18 protein-coding genes and 6 tRNA genes are annotated in these 21,290 nt (G+C 66.3%); all 24 read right to left on the bottom strand.

What is annotated here, in order from left to right; genetic code table 11:
* Nucleotide 1 precedes the first annotated feature (1 nt).
* The 24 genes from ACAH41_RS16665 to leuC all read right to left on the bottom strand — a co-directional run bounded on the left by ACAH41_RS16665 (nt 2) and on the right by leuC (nt 21,265).
* Nucleotides 2-751, bottom strand: coding sequence for a sulfite exporter TauE/SafE family protein (locus ACAH41_RS16665; RefSeq protein WP_325653998.1), 750 nt, complete (start codon nt 749-751; stop codon nt 2-4).
* Between the two features lie 167 nt (nt 752-918).
* A tRNA-Asp gene (locus ACAH41_RS16660) sits at nt 919-995 on the bottom strand.
* Between the two features lie 92 nt (nt 996-1,087).
* Nucleotides 1,088-1,163 (bottom strand) — tRNA-Glu (locus ACAH41_RS16655).
* A gap of 34 nt (nt 1,164-1,197) precedes the next feature.
* Nucleotides 1,198-1,273 (bottom strand) — tRNA-Ala (locus tag ACAH41_RS16650).
* A 71-nt stretch (nt 1,274-1,344) separates the two neighbouring features.
* Nucleotides 1,345-1,421, bottom strand: a tRNA-Asp gene (locus tag ACAH41_RS16645).
* A 91-nt stretch (nt 1,422-1,512) separates the two neighbouring features.
* A tRNA-Glu gene (locus tag ACAH41_RS16640) sits at nt 1,513-1,588 on the bottom strand.
* A 35-nt stretch (nt 1,589-1,623) separates the two neighbouring features.
* Nucleotides 1,624-1,699, bottom strand: a tRNA-Ala gene (locus ACAH41_RS16635).
* A gap of 106 nt (nt 1,700-1,805) precedes the next feature.
* Complete coding sequence (gene gltX, locus ACAH41_RS16630; RefSeq protein WP_325653999.1) at nt 1,806-3,263, bottom strand: glutamate--tRNA ligase; 1,458 nt, start codon at nt 3,261-3,263, stop codon at nt 1,806-1,808.
* The gene (locus ACAH41_RS16625) at nt 3,263-4,480 is read right to left on the bottom strand and encodes an O-succinylhomoserine sulfhydrylase (protein WP_370538381.1); all 1,218 of its coding nucleotides are present in this window, start codon (nt 4,478-4,480) and stop codon (nt 3,263-3,265) included. Before ACAH41_RS16625 ends, gltX begins: the two co-directional genes overlap by 1 nt.
* Before the next feature lie 56 nt (nt 4,481-4,536).
* On the bottom strand, nt 4,537-6,063 hold the full coding sequence (gene purF, locus ACAH41_RS16620) for an amidophosphoribosyltransferase (protein ID WP_325654003.1): 1,527 nt from the start codon (nt 6,061-6,063) through the stop codon (nt 4,537-4,539).
* 96 nt (nt 6,064-6,159) lie between these two features.
* Nucleotides 6,160-6,693: a CvpA family protein gene (locus ACAH41_RS16615; RefSeq protein WP_325654005.1), complete on the bottom strand. Its 534-nt coding sequence runs from the start codon at nt 6,691-6,693 to the stop codon at nt 6,160-6,162.
* Nucleotides 6,690-7,583, bottom strand: coding sequence for an SPOR domain-containing protein (locus tag ACAH41_RS16610; protein ID WP_325654007.1), 894 nt, complete (start codon nt 7,581-7,583; stop codon nt 6,690-6,692). Before ACAH41_RS16610 ends, ACAH41_RS16615 begins: the two co-directional genes overlap by 4 nt.
* Nucleotides 7,584-7,693: 110 nt before the next feature.
* A complete protein-coding gene (folC, locus tag ACAH41_RS16605) occupies nt 7,694-8,971 on the bottom strand; it encodes a bifunctional tetrahydrofolate synthase/dihydrofolate synthase (RefSeq protein WP_325654009.1) in 1,278 nt (425 codons plus the stop codon).
* Between the two features lie 94 nt (nt 8,972-9,065).
* Complete coding sequence (gene accD / locus ACAH41_RS16600; RefSeq protein WP_325654011.1) at nt 9,066-9,938, bottom strand: acetyl-CoA carboxylase, carboxyltransferase subunit beta; 873 nt, start codon at nt 9,936-9,938, stop codon at nt 9,066-9,068.
* 31 nt (nt 9,939-9,969) lie between these two features.
* On the bottom strand, nt 9,970-10,791 hold the full coding sequence (gene trpA / locus ACAH41_RS16595; RefSeq protein WP_325654012.1) for a tryptophan synthase subunit alpha: 822 nt from the start codon (nt 10,789-10,791) through the stop codon (nt 9,970-9,972).
* A 67-nt stretch (nt 10,792-10,858) separates the two neighbouring features.
* On the bottom strand, nt 10,859-12,064 hold the full coding sequence (gene trpB / locus ACAH41_RS16590) for a tryptophan synthase subunit beta (RefSeq protein ID WP_325654013.1): 1,206 nt from the start codon (nt 12,062-12,064) through the stop codon (nt 10,859-10,861).
* A 16-nt stretch (nt 12,065-12,080) separates the two neighbouring features.
* A complete protein-coding gene (locus tag ACAH41_RS16585; protein ID WP_325654014.1) occupies nt 12,081-12,719 on the bottom strand; it encodes a phosphoribosylanthranilate isomerase in 639 nt (212 codons plus the stop codon).
* Nucleotides 12,716-13,621: a tRNA pseudouridine(38-40) synthase TruA gene (gene truA / locus ACAH41_RS16580; RefSeq protein WP_325654015.1), complete on the bottom strand. Its 906-nt coding sequence runs from the start codon at nt 13,619-13,621 to the stop codon at nt 12,716-12,718. Before truA ends, ACAH41_RS16585 begins: the two co-directional genes overlap by 4 nt.
* Complete coding sequence (locus ACAH41_RS16575; protein ID WP_325654019.1) at nt 13,608-16,214, bottom strand: FimV/HubP family polar landmark protein; 2,607 nt, start codon at nt 16,212-16,214, stop codon at nt 13,608-13,610. Before ACAH41_RS16575 ends, truA begins: the two co-directional genes overlap by 14 nt.
* A 419-nt stretch (nt 16,215-16,633) precedes the next feature.
* On the bottom strand, nt 16,634-17,794 hold the full coding sequence (asd, locus tag ACAH41_RS16570; protein ID WP_325654021.1) for an aspartate-semialdehyde dehydrogenase: 1,161 nt from the start codon (nt 17,792-17,794) through the stop codon (nt 16,634-16,636).
* Between the two features lie 103 nt (nt 17,795-17,897).
* Nucleotides 17,898-19,010, bottom strand: coding sequence for a 3-isopropylmalate dehydrogenase (gene leuB / locus ACAH41_RS16565; RefSeq protein WP_325654139.1), 1,113 nt, complete (start codon nt 19,008-19,010; stop codon nt 17,898-17,900).
* Between the two features lie 25 nt (nt 19,011-19,035).
* Nucleotides 19,036-19,683 (bottom strand): 3-isopropylmalate dehydratase small subunit, encoded by a 648-nt coding sequence (leuD, locus tag ACAH41_RS16560; protein ID WP_325654022.1) that lies wholly within the window; start codon nt 19,681-19,683, stop codon nt 19,036-19,038.
* A 13-nt stretch (nt 19,684-19,696) separates the two neighbouring features.
* On the bottom strand, nt 19,697-19,834 hold the full coding sequence (locus ACAH41_RS16555; protein ID WP_141288923.1) for an entericidin A/B family lipoprotein: 138 nt from the start codon (nt 19,832-19,834) through the stop codon (nt 19,697-19,699).
* A gap of 21 nt (nt 19,835-19,855) precedes the next feature.
* The gene (gene leuC / locus ACAH41_RS16550; RefSeq protein ID WP_370538378.1) at nt 19,856-21,265 is read right to left on the bottom strand and encodes a 3-isopropylmalate dehydratase large subunit; all 1,410 of its coding nucleotides are present in this window, start codon (nt 21,263-21,265) and stop codon (nt 19,856-19,858) included.
* Nucleotides 21,266-21,290: the final 25 nt, after the last annotated feature.

Genomic DNA, 21,290 nt, shown 5'->3' with positions numbered 1-21,290 from the left:
CTCAGGCGCGGACCAACGCGCCGATGGACGCCACCAGCATCGTCAGGCCAGAGAGCGACAGCAGGGTAAGCACAACGCGCCGGAATGCCAGCGGGCTCAGGCCCACGTAGATTCGCGAACCCAGCAGCGTGGGGATGACCAACGCGGGCGCGATGACCGCGAACTTCGGCAGCATGTCCAGGTGCACCGTGCCAGAGACCACCATCGCGGCGAAGGCGGCCGCCAACGCGGCCAGGTTGAAGTTCTGCAGCACCGCGCGGCTGACATCCTTGTCGTAGCCGCGCAGCGTGCACCACAGCGCTGGCGCGACGCCGGTGAAGCCACCAATGCCGCCCATCACGCCACCGATCAACCCGACCACCCCATCGCCGGCGCGGCCGCCCCAGCGCAGCGCTGGCAAACGCGGCGCAAACAACATGGCCGGGCAGAACACCAGCAGCAGGCTGCCCAGCACCAGCTTGAAGTGCGAAGGATTCAGGTGCGGCAGGATCAGCACGCCAATCGGCACACCCACGGCGCCGCCCACCAGGAAAGGCGCGAGCACCGGCAGGTTCAAGCTACGGCGGGCCGTGGCGGCCGAGAGCAACTGCCCGGTGAGGCCACCGAACACCGTCATCACCGCGGCCACGTTGGGCGCAATGCCCCAGACCCAGAACGACATCGCCACCATGCCAAAAGCGAAACCGGAAATGCCCTGGACAAAACCGGCGGCAGCGGCACCCAGCGCAAGCAGGAGAATTTCAGAAGACATCGGCGGCGGACGGCTGGAGCGACGAGACCGATTCTCGGTGCGAATGCCGCGGAAGGCGAACCAAAACGCAAAAACGCCCGCAAACCAAAGTTTGACGGGCGTCCTAGGTGCGTTCACGGTGGTGCAAGAAACCTTGCAGCAACTGCCATGCGCATATTCGAATGGAGTGGCGGAGTGGACGGGACTCGAACCCGCGACCCCCGGCGTGACAGGCCGGTATTCTAACCAACTGAACTACCACTCCGCAGTGGTGTTGAATTTCAAGCCATTCTTGCGAACAACTCCAGGCTTGCAACTGCCTGCCAGATTCCACCGCAGTTTGCACTGCAGCGCATCTGGTACGCCCTAGGGGATTCGAACCCCTGTAGCCACCGTGAAAGGGTGGTGTCCTAGGCCTCTAGACGAAGGGCGCCAAGACTTTCACATCATTCTCACCGTTGGCTGGGTGGTGGAGGTAAGCGGGATCGAACCGCTGACCTCTTGCATGCCATGCAAGCGCTCTCCCAGCTGAGCTATACCCCCAAATTCGCCAACCAACGGCAATCGAATGAAAACGCCTGCAGGACTCTCGTCCAGCAGGCGTTGCTGCTCGATGGCGGAGTGGACGGGACTCGAACCCGCGACCCCCGGCGTGACAGGCCGGTATTCTAACCAACTGAACTACCACTCCGCAGTGGTGTTGAACTTCAAGCCGCTCTTGCGAGCCACTCCAGGCATCAACTGCCTGCCAGACCCTGCCTCGGCTCTCACCGAAGTGTATCTGGTACGCCCTAGGGGATTCGAACCCCTGTAGCCACCGTGAAAGGGTGGTGTCCTAGGCCTCTAGACGAAGGGCGCCTTGGATCTTGTTGCTTCAACGGCGCCACCAGGTTTGGTGGAGGTAAGCGGGATCGAACCGCTGACCTCTTGCATGCCATGCAAGCGCTCTCCCAGCTGAGCTATACCCCCATCTCTGCACCTTCTTCAAGCAAGCCAGGCCTTCGCCCCACCACCTGAATTCAGCCGCTTTGATCGGTTACGCCGTTCAAGCAAGACCAAGAGTATATAGCGAAATTCAAGCGTTTCGCAAGCGATCGACGACAACTTGGCGATCGAACAGCGAAAGGACCGCGTCGACCGACGGCGTCTGGGCCCGGCCGCAGACCAGCACCCGCACCGGAATCGCCAATTGCGGCATCTTCAGGCCGTGCTCGCCAATGGTTTCCTTGATCGCCTGCTGGATGCTCGCCTTGTCCCACTCCGCCAGCGCCGCCAGGCGCGTGGCAAGCGCCGCCAGCGCCGGCCGCACCGCGTCGGTCACATGCTGCGCCAGCTCGGCCTCAGCCGGCTGCACCGGCGCGAAGTACATCGCCAGCCAGTCGGCCAGCTCGACCGTGGTGCTGCAACGGTCCTTGAACAACGCGCACATCGCGGCGGTCACGCCATGCTGGCTGCCAGGGCCGGACTCCAGCACCGCAATGCCACGGCGGCGCAGCTGTGTCGCCGCCATCTCGGCCAGGCGCAGGTCGTCGGTCTGCTTGATGTACTGGGCATTGACCCAGGCGAGCTTGGCCGGGTCCCATTGCGCCGGGCTCTTGGACAGGTGCTGCCCGTCGAACCATTCGACCAATTGCTCGCGGCTGAACAGCTCGTCGTCGCCATGGCTCCAGCCCAGGCGGGCCAGGTAGTTCAGCATCGCCTCCGGCAGGTAGCCGTTCTCTTCGTAGGCGGTGACGCTGACCGCGCCGCGGCGCTTGGAGAGCTTCAGCCCGTCGTCGCCCAGGATGACCGGCACATGGCCGAACTGCGGCAGCGGCGCGCCCAGCGCATTGAAGATGTTGATCTGCCAGGGCGTGTTGTTGACGTGCTCGTCGCCGCGGAAAACGTGGGTGATGCCCATGTCCCAGTCGTCAACCACGACCGCGAAGTTGTAGGTCGGCACGCCCGGCGTGCCGGGGGGCGCGTCATCGGCCGGCGGGCGCTGGATGATCAGGTCGTCGATCTCTCGGTTGGCGATGGTGATCTGGCCCTTGACCAGGTCGTGCCAACTGACCTCGCCATCCTGCGGATTGGCAAAGCGCACCACCGGCTTCACACCGGCCGGCACCTCCGGCAGCGTCTTGCCAGGCGCCGGGCGCCAGCGGCCGTCGTAGCCGGTCTTTTCGCCACGGGCCTTCTGGGCCTCGCGCAGCGCGTCCAGCTCTTCGGGCGTGCTGTAGCAGTGGTAGGCGGTGCCGGCAGCCAGCATCTGTTCGATCACCGACTGGTAGCGCGCCAGGCGCTGCATCTGGTAGATCGGGCCCTCGTCGTAGCCCAGGCCCAGCCAGTCCATCGAAGCGATGATCTGCTCGACCGAGGCCTGCGTGGAGCGGGCCACGTCGGTGTCTTCGATGCGCAGCACGAAGTCGCCGTCGAAATGGCGCGCATAGGCCCAGGAGAACAGCGCGGTGCGCGCGGTGCCCAGGTGCAGGAAGCCGGTGGGCGACGGCGCGATGCGGGTGCGCACGCGCTTGGATGGTTGTGCTTGGCTCATCAGTGGTTCAGCGTGGACAGGCCACGCAGCAGATCGTCGGTGATGTCGTCGGGATGTTCCAGGCCCACGGCCAGCCGGATCAGGCCCTGGCCAATGCCGGCAGCCTGGCGCTGGGCCTCGCTGAGCCGGCCGTGCGAGGTCGTCGCCGGATGGGTGATGATGGACTTGGTGTCGCCGAGGTTGGTGGCGATGCTCAGCACGCGGGTGCTGTCGATCACATGGAAGACCGCAGCCTTTGCAGCCTCCGGGGTGTCAGCCCGCAGCTCGAAGGACACCACCGCCCCGCCCTGCCTGTCCTTGTGCTGCCGCATTGCCAGCTCGTGCTGCGGATGCGAAGCCAGGCCGGGATAGAACACGCGCGCCACCTCCGGCCGGCTTTCCAGCCACTGGGCAACTTTCAGCGCGTTTTCGCTGTGGGCCTTCATTCGGATGCCCAGCGTTTCGAGGCCCTTCAGCACCACCCAGGCGTTGAAGGGCGACAGCGTCATGCCGGCAGTGCGGATCACGGGGCCGAAGACATCCTTGATCAGCTTTTCAGAACCACACAAGGAACCAGCCATCACGCGGCCCTGGCCATCCAGGTACTTGGTGCCAGAGTGCATCACCACGTCGGCCCCCAGCTTCGCGGGCTGCTGGATGGCGGGCGAGCAGAAGCTGTTGTCAACCGCCAGCAGCGCGCCGGCGCCATGCGCCAACTCGGCCAGCGCGGCAATGTCACAAACCTCGGTCAGCGGATTGGTCGGCGTCTCGGCAAAGAACAGCTTGGTCGTCGGCTTGACGGCCGCTCGCCATTCGGCCAGGTCGGTCTGCGAGACAAAGCTGGTCTCCACGCCGAACTTGCCGAATTCCTTGGCGAACAGGTTGATCGTCGAGCCGAACACCGAACGCGAGCAGACCACATGGTCGCCGGCCTTCAGCAAGCCCATGATCAGCAGCAGGATCGCGCTCATGCCGGTTGACGTGGCCACCGCGGCTTCGGTGCCTTCCATCGCCGCGAGGCGGGCCTCGAAGCTGCGCACCGTGGGGTTGCTGGTGCGGGAGTAGGTGAAGTCTTCGGAGGCGGCGAAGCGGCGCGCAGAGGTTTCCGAGTCGGGCTGCAAGTAGCCGCTGGTGAGGAACAAGGCTTCGGAATTTTCGCCATGCTGGCTGGGTGCCAGCGCGGCGCGCACGGCCAGCGTCTCGGGGCGCAAGCCCTCGGGCAGCTTGGCACGCGCAATGCGGCGATCCTCGTCGCTGACCCCAGGCTTGCCGCTGTTCGGCTTGTCCCCGCTCATCAGCCGGCCTCGCTGCCGCTTTGCAGCGCCAGGCGGCTGCGGTCGGCCATCTCTTCTTCGTCCCCGCCTTGCGCCGCGCGCTGGGCCTTCATGGTCTCGAAGTCCTTCACCGAGACGTCGCCGGTGATGTAGTGGCCATCGAAGCACGAAGCCTCGAAGCTGCGCAGATTCGGGTTCAACGCCCCAACGACACGCTTCATCGCGTCCACGTCCTGGTAGATCAGCGCATCGGCGCCGATGAACTGACGGATTTCCTCGATGCTGCGGTTGTGCGCGATCAGCTCTTCCTTGGTCGGCATGTCGATGCCGTACACGTTCGGGTATCGCACCGGCGGCGCGGCCGAGGCCATGAAGACCTTGTTGGCGCCCGCTTCACGCGCCATCTGCACGATCTCCTTGCTGGTGGTGCCGCGCACGATGGAGTCGTCCACCAGCAGCACGTTGCGGCCCTTGAACTCGACGCCGATGGCATTGAGCTTCTGGCGCACGCTCTTCTTGCGCACGCCCTGCCCCGGCATGATGAAGGTGCGGCCGACGTAGCGGTTCTTCACGAAGCCTTCGCGGTAGGGCTTGCCAATCTTCTGCGCCAGCTGCATGGCACTCGGGCGGCTGGATTCCGGGATGGGAATGACCACGTCGATCTCGCTCGGCGGCATGGTCGAGATCAGCCGCTGGGCCAAGGTCTCGCCCATGTTCAGGCGAGCCTGGTAGACCGAGATGCCATCGATCACCGAGTCCGGCCGCGCCAGGTAGACGTACTCGAACATGCAAGGATTGAGCGTCGCGGACGGTGCGCACTGCTCGCTGTGGATGCGGCCTTCGGTGTCGATGAAGATCGCTTCGCCGGGCGCCACGTCGCGCTGGAACTTGTGGCCTGTGCCCTCAAGTGCGACCGATTCGCTGGCCACCATCACACCCGCCGTCTCTTCGCCTTCGGCCGTGCCGAAGCACAGCGGACGGATGCCGTACGGGTCGCGGAACGCCAGCAGCCCGTAGCCGGCGATCAGCGCAACGACAGCGTAGGAGCCCTTGATGCGGCCGTGCACCGCGCGCACGGCCTTGAAGATCTCTTCCGGCGACAGCGGCAGGTTGCGTGCGGCAACTTCCAGCTCGTGCGCCAGGATGTTGATCAACACCTCGGTGTCGCTTTCGGTGTTGATGTGCCGCCGGTCGATCGCGAACAGTTCCTTCTTCAGGTCGTGCGCGTTGGTCAGGTTGCCGTTGTGCACCAGCACGATGCCGAACGGCGCATTCACGTAGAACGGCTGCGCCTCTTCTTCACTGTAGGCGTTGCCGGCCGTGGGGTAGCGCACCTGGCCCAGGCCCACGGTGCCGGGCAGCGCGCGCATGTTGCGGGTGCGGAAGACGTCGCGCACCATGCCGCGGGCCTTGTGCATGAAGCACTTGGTGCCTTGCATGGTGACGATGCCAGCTGCATCCTGGCCGCGGTGCTGCAGCAGCAGCAGCGCGTCATAGATGAGTTGGTTGACCGGCTGTTTGGAAATCACGCCGACGATGCCGCACATGGGAGGGGTCCGTTCTCGAAAGGTCGAATGAATCGAAAGAAGTCGAAATTGTCTGTTACCGGGTAAACCCGGTATCTGGAGGCGGCTACTGCGGGATCAAGCGCCACGCACCGGAATGCTGGCACTGAAGCGCTCCGGCAGCCAAGGACGCAATTCATGCTGCAGGCTCGCAAGCCAGCGTGCACCTTGTGAAGCCTGCCACCAATCGGCCCGCGCCAGCGGTGTCCAGCTGATGACCGTGGCCAACACCAGCAGCAGCAACAACCCGCGCGCCACCCCGAAAACACCGCCCAGCAGCCGGTCCAACCCGCTCAGCGGCGTGGCGGCCACCAGCGCGCGGACCATTCTGGCGGCCAGCCCGCAAGCCAGCAGCGTGACGGCAAACGCCACCACAAAACCCACGCCGGTGCGCAGCATCGAACCCGGCTGCCCAATGTTCAACCACTGCCCGACCAGCGGACCGCCATGCAGCCCGACGATCCACGCCAGCACCCAGCCGCCCAGCGACATCACCTCGAACACCAGCCCGCGCCACAGCCCGAGCAGCACCGAGATCACAAGCAATCCCAGCAGCCCCCAGTCCAGCACGGACACGCCGCCCAGGTCTGCCGCCAGTACGCCAGTGCTCAAAGCGTCAGCACCGCGGCCGGCAGGCCGCTGGCCTTGATGCGCGCCGCTGCCTTGTCGGCCTCGGCCTTGGTGGCATAGGGCCCGACCCGCACACGGATGCGCCGGCCGGTGGCCGATTCAATCACCTGGGTGTAGGTCTTCAAGCCCAGGCCTTCGACCTTGCCGCGCGCCTCGCGGGCGCTGCCGGCTTCGGCAAAGGCGCCGATCTGAACGACGAAGCGGCCGTCGTCGGCCATGGTGGACTTGCCCGCCAGCATCTGCTCGGGCGTTGGCTTTTCAGTCGCCGGTTTCTCGGCAGGCTTGACCGCGACCGGCTTGGGCTCCGGAGGCTTCTCGGCCACTCGCTGCTCCGCGGGTTTCTCAGCCGGTTTTTCAACCGGTTTTGAAGCGGGCTTGAGGGGCGTGACGGCAACGGCCTGGGACGGCTGCTGCGCCGGCTTGGACGCCGGCTGTGGCCGGCTTGGTGCCGCTTCGGTGATCATCGGCAGCGGCGCCGGCTTGGGCATTGGCGCCGCCATGCTGGCGGGCGGAGACGGATCGACGGCTTGCGGCGTGACGTCAGCCGCATTGGCAGCCGGCGCCTCTTCGGGCGGCGGTTGCAGCGCAGGGTCGGGCCTGGCCTGGCGCGCACCGCTGGGCAGCAGCGGCGGCACCGTGTCGCGCGCGGGTATTTCGATGGGGATGTCGACCGGGATCGGCCGGGGCTGGGTCTCGAACAGCAGCGGGAAGCCGATGATGCCGATGACCAGCAGCATCGCCGCGCCAACCAGGCGCCGACGCGCCCGGCTGCGCACCTCACGCACCAACTCGGAGGGGTCCACAGCGGCCGAGGGGCTTGCCTTGGCCGCTGTCTTGGAAGAACCGAACTTGAACTTGGACAGCAAACCCATGCGTGATGACCTGCAGGCGACAGGCTGGAAGGATCTGGCCCTCGCGGAAGCCATGCCGCAAGGCGTTGCGGCAAAGCGCAACGCCTACAGCTCTGTGTGCCTGGCCTCGCTCACGCCTGGTGAGGCGCGCCCAGCCGAGGCAGACCATCCTTCAGCACGCCGCCCACGGTTTGAAACGAGCCGAAGACCACGATTCTATCAGCCGGGTCTGCGCTGGCGATGGCAGCGGCCAGGGCAGCCTTGGGGCCGGTGTGCTGCTGCACTTGCGCCTTGGGCGCCACGCGGGCGACGGCCTCGGCCAGCTCCGCAGCCGAAGCCCCGCGCGGCGGCGGCAGGTCGCACAGGTACCAGCGGTCGACCAGCGTGGCCATGCGCGCCACCAGCGCGTCCAGGTCCTTGTCATGCATGGCACCCAGCACGGCATGGGTGCAGGGCGAAAACCCCATCTGGTCCAGGTTCAGCGCCAGCGCGGCAACCGACTGGGCGTTGTGCGCCACGTCCAGTACCAGCGCCGGCTGGCCAGGCACGATCTGGAAGCGGCCCGGCAACTCGACCGTGGCCAGCCCCAGCCGCACGGCCTGCGCGGTGACAGGCACACGCTCGCGCAGCGACTCCAGCGCCGCCAGCGCACCCGCCGCGTTCAGCAACTGGTTCGCGCCGCGCAGCGCCGGGTAGGCCAGGCTGTGGTACCGCCGGCCGCGGCCACTCCACGCCCATTGCTGGCGGTCACCGGACTGGTTGAAGTCCCGCCCTGCCAGCCACAGGTCGGCGCCCAGTGATTCGGCCGCAGCGATCACGCTGGCCGGCGGCACCGGGTCGGACACAACCGCCGGGCGCCCGGCGCGCAGGATGCCGGCCTTCTCGCGGCCAATGCTCTCGCGGTCCGGGCCCAGGTATTCGACGTGGTCGATGTCGATGCTGGTGATGACCGCGCAGTCGGCGTCAAACGCATTGACCGCGTCCAGCCTGCCGCCCAAGCCAACTTCCAGGATCACCAGGTCCAGGTCGGCTTCGGCCAGCGCGCGTGCGATCGCCAGCGTGGTGAACTCGAAGTAGGTCAGCGTGATGTCGCCACGCGCGGCTTCCACCGCCTCGAAATGCGGCACCAGCGCGGCGCCGTCGACCTGCTCGCCGTTGATGCGGCAGCGCTCCTCGAAGTGCACCAGGTGCGGCTTGCTGTACAGGCCGACGCGGTACCCGGCCGCACGGGCGATGCTGTCCAGCATCGCGCAGGTCGAGCCTTTGCCGTTGGTGCCGGCGACCGAGATCACCGGCGCCTTGAACTGCAGGCCCAGGCGCTCGCGCACGGTCCGCGAGCGCTCCAGCGTCATGTCGATCGTCTTCGGATGCAAGCGCTCGCAGTGCGCCAGCCAGTCGTCCAGGGTCATGAAACGGCGTGCCGATGAAAACGCCCCGGCGCGCCAGATGGCGGGCCGGGGCGAAGGAGAGAAAGGGGAAAGCTGGGTCGGTCTCGAAGCCGGGTCAGGCCACTGCGTCAGCGTTCTGGCGCTGCAGCATCGCCAGTTGGTGGGCGATGGTCTGCCGCAGCTGGCGGCGGTCGACGATCATGTCCACCGCGCCCTTTTGCACCAGGAACTCGGCGCGCTGGAAGCCTTCCGGCAGCTTCTCGCGCACGGTGTTCTCGATCACGCGCGGGCCGGCAAAGCCGATCAGCGCCTTGGGCTCGGCAATCACCACGTCGCCCACGAAGGCGAAGCTGGCGGAAACGCCGCCCATGGTTGGATCGGTCAGCACGCTGATGTAGGGCAGCTTGGCTTTGGCCAGGCGCGTCAGCGAAGCATTGGTCTTGGCCATCTGCAGCAGGCTGAACAAGCCTTCCTGCATGCGCGCGCCGCCGGTGGCGGTATAGCTGATGAACGGCACCTTCTGCTCAACGGCGGTTTCGACGCCGCGCACGAAGCGCTCGCCGACGACCGAACCCATCGAGCCGCCCATGAAATCGAACTCGAAGCAGGCGACCACCGCCGGCACGCTCATCACCGAGCCGCCCATGACGATCAGCGCATCGGTCTCGCCGGTGGCTTCCATCGCGGCCTTCAGCCGCTCCGGGTACTTCTTGCTGTCCTTGAACTTCAGCGCGTCGACCGGCAGCACTTCGTGGCCAATTTCGTAGCGGCCTTCGGCGTCCAGGAAAGCATCCAGGCGGGCGCGGGCACCAATGCGGTGATGGTGGCTGCACTTCGGGCAGACATTCAGGTTCTGCTCCAGGTCGGTCTTGTACAGCACCGACTCGCAGGAAGGGCATTTGATCCACAAGCCTTCCGGAACCGAGCGGCGTTCGCTCGGGTCGGTGTGCTGGATTTTCGGGGGCAGCAGTTTCTCAAGCCAGCTCATGGATCAAAGCTCCTCAGCGTTCAATTCAACTTTATAACGGATCTAGCGCGTCCAGCGCACGGCGGATCTCCACCATGAACTGCCGAGCCGTGGGTGCAAGCAAGTCGTGCGCCTGGGTTTCGAGCAGCTGGATCAGGCGAGAGCCTATCACCACACCGTCCGCCACCCGCCCCACGGCTTGTGCCGAGGCCGCGTCACGGATGCCAAAACCCACGCCCACCGGCACTTTGACGTGCTGGCGAATGCGCGGCACGACTTCGGCCACCGCCGCCGTGTCCAGGTTGCCGGAACCGGTCACGCCCTTCAGCGAGACGTAGTAGACGTAGCCGGTGGCAATGCGGCCGACCTGTGCCATGCGCGCCTCGGTGGAGGTGGGCGCCAGCAGGAAGATCAGATCCAGGCCGTGCGCCTTCAGCAGCGCGGCAAAGTCCTCGCACTCTTCCGGTGGATAGTCGACGATCAGCACGCCGTCCACGCCCGCCTCGGCCGCATTCTTCACGAAGGCCTGCGCGCCGTGCTTCTGGTCGTAGCGCTCGACGGGGTTGGCATAGCCCATCAGCACGACCGGCGTGTGCTGGTTGCGGGCGCGAAAAGCCCGCACCATCGCCAGCACCTGCACCGTGCCGATGCCACGCGCCAGCGCGCGCTCGGAAGCCTTCTGGATCACCGGGCCGTCGGCCATGGGGTCCGAAAACGGCACGCCGAGTTCGATCACGTCGGCACCGCCTTCGGCCAGTGCCAGCATGATCTCGACGGTGGCGTCCGCCGCCGGGTCGCCCGCGGTGACGTACGGAATCAAGGCCTTGCGACCATCCCGCTTCAGCGCGTCAAAAGTGGCCTGGATGCGGCTCATTGGACCCCCTTGGCACTGCGTGCCGTCCCCCCAAGGGGGAATTCGTACTTCGGGCGGCCGTGCGTACTCATGACAAGCCCTCCATGCCCGCAAGGCTGGCGACGGTGTTGATGTCCTTGTCACCCCGCCCGGAGAGGTTGACCAGCAGGTGCTGGTCGGGCCGCATGGTCGCGGCCAGCTTCATCGCATAGGCGACGGCATGGGACGATTCCAGCGCCGGGATGATGCCTTCGGTGCGGCACAACCGGTGGAAGGCAGACAGCGCCTCGTCATCGGTGATGCCGACGTATTCGGCGCGGCCAATGTCGTTCAGCCAGGCATGCTCGGGGCCGACGCCGGGATAGTCCAGGCCGGCCGAGACCGAGTGCGTCTCGATGATCTGGCCGTTGTCGTCCTGCAGCAGGTAGGTGCGGTTGCCGTGCAGCACGCCGGGCGAGCCGGCCGAGATGCTGGCGGCATGCTTGCCGCTGTTCAGCCCCAGGCCCGCAGCCTCGACACCGATCAGGCGCACGCCTTCATGTTGGATGTACGGATAGAAGATGCCCATCGCATTGCTGCCGCCGCCCACGCAGGCGATCACCGCATCCGGCTGGCGGCCGGTCATCTCGGGCATCTGCACCAGGCATTCATCGCCGATCACGCGCTGGAAGTCGCGCACCATCGCCGGGTAAGGCGCCGGGCCGGCCACGGTGCCGATGATGTAGAAGGTGTTCTCGACGTTGGTGACCCAGTCGCGCAGCGCTTCGTTCAGCGCGTCCTTCAGCGTCTTGCTGCCGGACTCGACTGGCACCACCTTGGCGCCCAGCAGGTGCATGCGGAACACGTTCGGGCTTTGCCGCTTCACGTCTTCCGAGCCCATGTAGACGATGCATTCCATGCCGTACCGGGCGCAAATGGTGGCGGTGGCCACGCCATGCTGGCCGGCGCCGGTCTCGGCGATGACACGCGGCTTGCCCATGCGCCGGGCCAGCAAGGCCTGGCCGATGGTGTTGTTGATCTTGTGCGCGCCGGTGTGGTTGAGGTCTTCGCGCTTGAGGAAGATCTGCGCGCCACCAATCTCGCGCGACATCCGGGCCGCGTGGTAAATCGGGCTGGGCCGGCCGACGAAGTGAGCCAGTTCGCTGTTGAATTCGGCAATGAATTCAGGATCGTGGCGGTAATGCTCATAGGCGGCCTGCAGTTCATCGAGCGCATGCACCAGCGTCTCGGAAACAAACCGCCCGCCATAGGGGCCGAAATGGCCAGCCGCATCGGGCTGTTGGTAGGCAAACATGAAAGACCTTCGTGAATCAGGAGATCGCGTCGGCCATGCGGGCATCAGCCTCGCGCACAGCCTCGCAGAACCGGTGCATCAGCGCGGCATCCTTGATGCCCTTGGCTGATTCCACACCGGAGCTGACGTCAACGGCCCAGGGCCGGACGTGCAAGATTCCATCGATCACGTTTGCAGGATTCAACCCACCAGACAAAACGAGCGGACGGGGCACGTTTGCGGGAATGAGCGACCAATCAAATGCCTTTCCACCGCCCCCGTAGCCCTCGACGTGGGCGTCGAGCAGCAAGGCCGCGGCCTGCGAGTGGCGAGCTGCGAAGTCTAGCAAATCGAAACCAGGTGCCATTCGCGCAGCGCGCAGGAAGGGACGCTCGAACCTGGCGCAGTCATCCGCCAGCTCGTCGCCATGGAACTGCAGCAGCGCCATCGGCACCTCTTCCAGCCCCGCCCTCACCTCCGCGGCGCTGGCGTTGACGAACAAAAGCACCGGGGTCACAAAAGGCGGCAGCCGCCGCGCCAGTTCGCCGGCCCTGGCGGCGGTGACGCCACGCGGGCTCTTTGCATACAGCACCAGGCCAATGGCGTCGGCACCGGCCGCCACCGCGTCGTCAACGTCGGCTTCGCGGGTCAGGCCGCAGATCTTGATTCGGGTCATGGCAACCAGTCCATCGCGTGCGTGTGGTTCGGCAACTGCAGGTCGGCATCGTAGACCGGGCCGACGAAATACAGCCCCTGCGGCGCGAAGGTCGGCGCGGCAGCGTCGCGTGAGCGCGCGGCCAGCACCTCGTCCATCCAGGCTGGCGGGCGCGAGCCGGTGCCGATGGCGATCAGGCAGCCCATGAGGTTGCGCACCATGTGGTGCAGGAAAGCCGAGGCCTCGAAGTCGAAGCGCCAGTAGGCACCGCGGCGGCTGATGTCGATCTGCCGCATCAGCTTGATCGGCGACAGCGCCTGGCATTCGGACGAGCGGAACGAACTGAAGTCGTGCTCGCCGAGCAGCCGGGCCGCCGCGTCGCGCATCGCATCGCCGTCCAGCGCACGGAAGATCCAGCCGCAGCCGCCCTGCTCGATGGCCGGCCGCACGGCAGACTCCAGCAGCAGGTACCGGTAGCGCCGGCCGCGTGCACTGTTGCGGGCATGGAAGCTGGCCGGTACCGGCTGGGCCCACTGCACCGAGATGTCGGGCGGCAGGTAGCGGTTGGTCCCACGCACCCAGGAGAACAATTCGCGCTGAAGAGGCGTGTCGAAATGCACGACCTGGTTCAGGCCATGCACACCGGTGTCGGTACGGCCGGCGCACAGCGTGCTCACCGGACCAGCAGCGAATTTGGCCAGCGCGGATTCCAGCTTGTCCTGCACCGTGCGGCCGCTGGGCTGGCTTTGCCAGCCGTGGTAGGCATCGCCACGGTAGGCAATGCCAAGGGCGATGCGCTGGGTGTCGGCGGTCAGCGCCTCAAGGACGCCTTCCTCGGCGACAGGCAACGGCGCCGCCGTCGCCAAGCTGGCGGGCGGCGAGTCGGCCGCCTCACCAGCCGGCACGCTGTCAGCCAAGCTCATCCAGCATGGCCTGGGCTCGGGCGCGCAGTGCGGCGCTGCCCTTGCTCAGCACTTCTTCGAGCAGGTCTCGTGCGCCTTCGATGTCGCCGATGCGGCGGAACTCGTCGGCCAGTTCGATCTTGCGCTGCAGCGGGTCACCATCTTCCGGCTCCAGGTCGAACGACATCGAAGGCGTCGTGTCGCCGGACTCGGTCTCCAGGTCACCACTCAGGTCGGCCGAGGTACCGGCAGCGGTCGTCGGTTCGTTCAAGTCCAGTGACAGGTCGCCAAAATCGAACTCCACCGAACCGGAGTCGGGTGCCGGCGCAGCAGGTGGCGCGGGCGGCTGCAGGTCCGACAGGTCAGGCAGCGGCTCCATGCCGGTGGGCAGCACTTCGGGCATGTCCAAAGCGTCAAGCTTGCCGCCCAGCTCGTCCTGCAGCGGAGGCAGCTCGGTGACATTGCCGCCCACGGTCGTCAGCGGACGGGTGCTCTCCAGGCCGGTCAGCGAGGAAGCCGCGTCCAGGTCAATGTCCAGGTCGTAGGTCGAGACGCGGCCTTCCGGCGTCCGTGCGTCCGCATGCAGAGGCAGTTCGTCGAACGCTGGCAGCGGCTCGGGCGCGGCATAGACCGGTGCCGGTGCGGCTGGCGGCTGGTAAGGCGCGGTGGCAGGATCTTCGCGCAGGTCCGGCGGCGCGTCGGACGATGTGTCGATGTCCACCTCGTCGATCGGGCCGGTTGGCTGGTAGAGCGCGTTGTTCGGGTCGATCGAGCGCCCCAGCTCCTGCGCCTTTTCCCATTCCTCGCCCAGGCCGCCTGTCATTTCCACCAGTTGGCGGGCCTGGATCTCGAAGCTCTTGGCGTCAGCGCGCTTGGCGTAGACCTCCAGCATCTTGCTGCGGATGGCCACGCGTCCTGGGTCGGTGCGCAGCGCTTCCTTCAGGATTTCCTCGGCCTGCAGGTCGCGGCCATAGGCCAGGTAAACATCGGCCTCGGCGACCGGGTCCACGTCGCCAATGGCGTCGAGCTGGCTCAGCGAGTAGCTCAGCGACGAGGAAGACGAGCTGGTGCCGTCGCGGGTGTCCACGCGCTGGCCGCCGCTGGCGCCGAAGAACGAATCAGGCTGCAGCTTGCTTTCGACAAACGAGGTCTCGCTGCCCTGGTCACTGCTGCGGCGGCGCAGGCGCATCACGCCCAGGCCGGCCAGCAAGGCCACCAAGCCGACAGCGCCTGGCAGCACAAACGGATTACCTGTCAGCGACTCGAGGAAGCTGGGCTCGGCCACCGGCACCGGGGCTGGCAGCGGCCTGGGCCGGGGCTTGGGCACCGAAGCAGCATCCGAAGCCGGCAACACAGGCGCGCTGGCGGCAGCACTCGATGTCGGCGTGGCCATGCTGGCAGCCTGCGCGGGCGCCGATGCCACCACGGGCGGCGGCGCGACGACCACGGCCGGCGCGGGTGCTGCGGGCGCAGGAGCCGGTGGCACCGCGGGCCCTGGTGCGGGCGCGGCAGCCACGGGCACCTTGACGCCCAACTGCGGCGCGCTGGCCGCCGCGGGTGCCGCGGCAGCTTGTTTGCCACCGGAAAGCTTCTTCAGCTCCTCGACATTGCGCGACAGCTCGGCCACGCGGGTGTCGGCGGCCTTGCGCTCGCTTTCCTTGGAAATCTTGCCTTCGGTCTCGCCGGCCTTGCCGCGCGAGAGCTTCAGCTGGTCAGGCGCGGTCGCCGGGCCGCCGGGCTTGCGGTCCTGCACCGCCGCCTCGACCTTGCCACTGGCCTGGCGGGCCGATTCGGTCGTCTTGACCGCAGGCGCGCCTTCGGCGAGGCGCTGGCGGAAGGCCGAGAAGTCGGCGCTGTGGGCCTGGATGACCTGGTGCGCTTCATCGGCACCAATGCTGCCGGCGCTCTGCGCGTCCGGCACATTCAGCACCACGCCAGCCTTCAGCCGGTTCATGTTGTTGCCGAGGAAGGCCTGCGGATTGCCGCGGTACAGGCCGACCAGCATCTGGTCCAGCGACACGCCTTGGCGCGCATTGGCATTGGCGATTGACGACAAGGTGTCGCCGCTGCGCACCTTCACGCTGTCGCCCGAGGCGGAGGATGGCGTGGCAGGCTGGCTGGCCACCGAACGCGGCGCAGTTGCCGGGGCCTGTGCGGGCGCCGGGCGCGGCGGGGTGTACGGCGCGGTGGCAATGGGCGGCGGGGCCACTTGTGCGGGAGCCGGCGTGGGCGCAATCGGTGCGGCCGAGATCGCCGGCGCGGCATTCACAGGTGCAGACTGGGTGCCGGCGCTGCTGCGTGTGGTCGGTGGGTCGATCAGCAGCGTGTACGAACGCTGCAACCGCCCGCCATTCCACGAGAAGTCGAGGATCACGTCGACAAAGGGCTCGGACACCGCCCGCTCGCCGACCAGGCGGATGATCGGGCGACCGTCCGAACGCCGTTGCAGCGTGGCCTGGGCGCCGATCAGCACCGCGTTGTAGTCGACACCGGCTGCGCGGAAGGCATCACCTGAAGCGACGCTGCTGCGCAGCGAGGCGGCTTCGTCGGCCGTCAGGCCGGTGATCTCGATTTCGGCCCGCAGCGATTCGCCCAGCGCGCTTTGAACCGTCATCCGGCCCAAGCTGAACGCAGATGCGATCGGATGACAAGCCAGCAGCGCCGCCGCCGCAACAGCACTGAGCAGAGGGCCACGGGCCAGGAATGAGGGGTTCTTCAAAGCGTCTCCGAAAACGCAATCCGCCAGCCTGGGCAACTCAGGCTGCACGCCAACGACAAAACTCCCTGCAGGATATCCCCAAACAAGTGGGGAACTTCCGGCAGGAAAGCGGCACTGTATCAAGCATATAGCTTGCCAAGCTCATCCAAATCCTGACGTTGCCGCGAATGCGCTGAATAGCGCAAACCGCCGCACTTGCCTGTTGCCAAGTGGCAACGGGAGCAGGTTTGCGCGCGACGGAGCGTGTAACAAGTCACGTTTGCAGCCCTGTTGTGGCATGCGAAGCGTGCCTGGGCACCCTGCCCAGGCAGGCCTCAGGCGCCCAGCAGGATGCGCAGCATGCGCCGCAGCGGCTCAGCCGCGCCCCAGAGCAATTGGTCACCAATTGTGAAAGCGCCCAGATATTCGGGGCCCATCGCCAACTTGCGTACACGGCCGACAGGAATCGTCATCGTGCCGGTGACAGCCACCGGCGTCAGGTCGCGAATCGTCGCTTCGCGAGTATTGGGCACGAACTTCACCCAGTCGTTGTCGGCCGCGATCATGGCCTCAATGTCGGCCAAGGGCACGTCCTTCTTCAGCTTGAAGGTCAGCGCCTGGCTGTGGCAGCGCATCGCGCCCACGCGCACGCAGAAGCCGTCGACCGGCACGGCGGGCGAGCCGAAACCTTCACCCTGGCCCAGGATCTTGTTGGTTTCGGCCATGCCCTTCCACTCTTCCTTGGACATGCCCCAGTCAGGATCATCCTGACCCTTGCCAATGCCCAGGTCCTTGTCGATCCACGGGATCAACGAACCACCCAGCGGTACACCGAAGTTGGCGGTCTCGGCCGCGCTCAGGCTGCGCTGCTTGGCGATGACCTTGCGGTCGATCTCCAGGATCGCGCTCTTCGGGTCGTCCAGCAGCGCCTTCACTTCAGCGTTCAGCGTGCCGTATTGCGTCAGCAGTTCGCGCATGTGCTGCGCGCCGCCGCCCGAAGCCGCCTGGTAGGTCTGGGTGCTCATCCATTCGACCAGGCCAGCCTTGTACAGCGCGCCCACGCCCATCAGCATGCAGCTGACGGTGCAGTTGCCGCCAATCCAGTTCTTGCCGCCGTCGCTCAGCGCGTTCTTGATCACCGGCATGTTGACCGGGTCCAGCACGATGACGGCATCGTCTTTCATGCGCAGCGTGGAGGCGGCGTCGATCCAATGGCCATTCCAGCCCGCCGCACGCAGCCTGGGGAAAACTTCAGAGGTGTAATCGCCGCCTTGCGCAGTGATGATGATCGCGCAGCGCTTGAGCGCGTCGATGTCGAACGCGTCCTGCAGCTTGGTTTCGTTCTTCGCCATCGCAGGGGCGGCGGCGCCGGCGTTGGAGGTTGAGAAGAACAGCGGTTCGATCAGCGCGAAGTCGCCTTCGGCCTGCATGCGGTCCATCAGGACCGAGCCGACCATGCCGCGCCAGCCGACCAGTCCTACGAGTGCTTGTGCCATGTCAGTTCGCCTTTGCCTTGCCTAGTGAGAGTGCAGAAATCCAGACCTGCCCGGCTCGTGTCGCCGGGATCTGGGTTGCAGGGGCGAGACGAACCGGAGCTGATCAGCTCTTAATGGTTTTGCCGGTTTTGGTGGAGGTGAGTGCCGTGACCACGGCATCACCCATCTCGCGCGTGCCCACCTTCTGGGTGCCCTCGCTCCAAATGTCAGGCGTGCGGTAGCCCGAGGCCAGCACCGACTTCACCGCGGACTCGATTCGGTCGGCAGCGTCGGGCTGTTGGAGGGAGAAACGGAGCATCATGGCGGCAGACAATATTGTAGCCAAAGGGTTGGCCACGCCCTTGCCGGCGATGTCTGGCGCGCTGCCGTGGCTTGGCTCGTACAGGCCTTGGTTCTTGGCATTCAGCGAGGCCGAAGGCAGCATGCCGATGGAGCCGGTCAGCATCGAAGCCTCGTCCGACAGGATGTCGCCGAACATGTTGCCGGTGACGATCACGTCGAAATTCTTCGGCGCCTTGACCAGTTGCATCGCCGCGTTGTCCACGTACATGTGGTCCAGCGCCACGTCCGGGTATTCGGCGTGCACGGCCGTGACCACGTCCTTCCAGAACTGGAAGGTCTCCAGCACGTTGGCCTTGTCGACCGAGGTCACCTTGCCACCCTTGCCACCCGCACGCTTGCGGGCGGCCTGGAAGGCCACGTGCGCGATGCGCTCGATCTCCGGGCGCGAATAGCGCATCGTGTCGAAGGCCTCCTCGGCACCGGGGAAATGACCGTCCACCGCGGTGCGGCGGCCGCGCGGCTGGCCGAAGTAGATGTCGCCAGTCAGCTCGCGGATGATCAGGATGTCCAGGCCGGCGATCAGTTCCGGCTTCAGGCTGGACGCGCCGACCAGTTGCTCGTAGCAGATGGCCGGGCGGAAGTTGGCGAACAGGCCCAGGTGCTTGCGCAGGCCGAGGATGGCTTGCTCCGGGCGCAGCGGCCGGTCCAGCGTGTCGTACTTCCAGTCGCCCACGGCACCGAACAGCACAGCATCGGCCGCCTGGGCCAGCTTCAGCGTGGATTCGGGCAGTGGGTGGCCGTGCGCCTCGTACGCCGCGCCGCCAACCTTGGCCTCTTCCATCTCGAAAGACAGGTCCAGCACCTTCAAGACCTTGACGGCCTCGGCAATGATTTCAGTGCCAATGCCGTCACCCGGCAGGATTGCGATCTTCATGGTCATGGTCAAAGAGGAATCTGAATCAACGAACGCGCTGGGCCAGCCATGGCATGCGGGCCAGGCGCTCGGCCTCGAAGGCCTTGATCTTGTCGGAGTGGCGCAGCGTCAGGCCGATGTCATCGAAGCCGTTGACGAGGCAATACTTGCGGAAAGGCTGCACGTCGAACGCGATCTCGGCACCATCGGGCTTGACCACCACCTGGCGCGGCAGGTCCACCGTCAGCTGGTAGCCCGGGAAGGCCTTGACCTCGTCGAACAGCTGGTTCACCGCCGACTCCGGCAGCTGAATCGGCAGCACGCCGTTCTTGAAGCAGTTGTTGAAGAAGATGTCGGCAAAGCTCGGTGCGATCAGCGCACGGAAGCCGTATTGTTCCAGTGCCCAGGGTGCGTGCTCGCGGCTGGAGCCGCAGCCGAAGTTCTGGCGCGCCAGCAGCACCGAGGCGCCGGTGTACCGGGGCTGGTTCAGCACGAAGTCCGGGTTGGCGCGGCGCGTCGCCGGATCCTGGCCAGGCTCGCCGTGATCCAGGTAGCGCCACTCGTCGAACAGGTTCGGGCCGAAGCCGGTGCGCTTGATGGACTTCAGGAACTGCTTCGGGATGATCGCGTCGGTGTCGACGTTCTCCCGGTCCATCGGGGCCACGAGGCCCTTGTGAAGGGTGAAGGCTTGCATCACTGGACCCGGGTTACTTGGATTTCTTGGCGGCGCCTTCAATGGCGTCGCCAGCCTTGGAAATGTCCTTGCCCATGCCTTCGACGGTGTTGCAACCGACCAGCGCCAGCAGCAGCAGGGAAGCCAGGGTTACGCTCAACTTCTTCAACATCATTCGCTCCTCAAACCACTATCAAGCCACACGGCGCACGTCGACAAAATGGCCCGCCATCGCGGCTGCCGCAGCCATGGCCGGGCTGACGAGGTGGGTGCGGCCGCCGGCGCCCTGGCGGCCTTCGAAATTGCGGTTGCTGGTCGACGCGCAGCGCTCGCCCGGCTCCAGTCGGTCGGCATTCATCGCCAGGCACATGCTGCAGCCCGGCTCGCGCCATTCGAAGCCTGCCGCCTTGAAGACCTCGTCCAAGCCCTCAGCCTCGGCCTGCGCCTTCACCAAGCCGGAGCCGGGCACCACCAGCGCCAGCTTGACATTGGGCGCAATGCGCCCGCCCACGCGGCGCACCACGGCGGCCGCTTCACGCATGTCCTCGATGCGGCTGTTGGTGCACGAGCCGATGAAGACCTTGTCGATGCGGATGTCCGACAGCGCCTTGTTGGGCTCCAGCGCCATGTACTGCAGCGCGCGCTCGATGGCGCCGCGCTTGACGCTGTCCTTTTCCTTGTCTGGGTCCGGCACCCGGTCCTCGATCGACAGCACCATCTCCGGCGACGTGCCCCAGGTCACCTGCGGACGGATCTGCGCAGCGTCCAGTTCGACAACCTTGTCGAAATGCGCGCCGGCGTCGCTGTGCAGCGTGCGCCAGTGGGCGATGGCATGCGCCATCTCCACGCTGCTCGGGCTGAAGGGCCGGCCCTGGACGTAGTCGATCGTGGTCTGGTCCACCGCGACCAGGCCGGCACGCGCGCCAGCCTCGATGGCCATGTTGCAGACCGTCATGCGGCCTTCCATGCTGAGTGCGCGGATGGCGGAACCCGCGAACTCGATGGTGTAGCCGGTGCCGCCGGCCGTGCCGATCTTGCCGATGATGGCCAGCACAATGTCCTTGGCGCCCACGCCCTTGCTCGTCTGGCCTTCGACCTTGACCAGCATGTTCTTCGCCTTCTTGGCCAGCAGCGTCTGCGTTGCCAGCACATGCTCGACCTCGCTGGTGCAGATGCCGTGCGCCAGCGCGCCGAAGGCGCCGTGGGTCGAGGTGTGGCTGTCGCCGCAGACCACCGTCATGCCCGGCAGCGTGGCACCCTGCTCCGGGCCGATCACGTGCACGATGCCCTGGCGGCGGTCGTTCATCTTGAACTGCGTGATGCCGAAGCGGTCGCAGTTGGCGTCGAGCGTCTCGACCTGCAGCCGCGACACCGGGTCGGCGATGCCGGCCGAGCGGTCGGTCGTCGGGACGTTGTGGTCGCTCACGGCGAGGTTGGCGGAGATCCGCCAGACCTTGCGGCCGGCCAGGTCCAGGCCCTCGAAGGCCTGCGGGCTGGTCACCTCGTGCACCAGGTGGCGGTCGATGTAGAGCAGCGCGGTGCCGTCTTCCTCGGTGCGGATGACGTGCTCGTCCCAGAGCTTGTCGTAAAGAGTGCGTCCCATAGGTCCGATTTTAGGCGGCGAGCGC

Source organism: Ideonella sp. (assembly GCF_041287625.1).
Classification (GTDB): Bacteria; Pseudomonadota; Gammaproteobacteria; order Burkholderiales; family Burkholderiaceae_C; genus Ideonella.
This window is presented reverse-complemented; position numbering and strand designations above follow the sequence as displayed.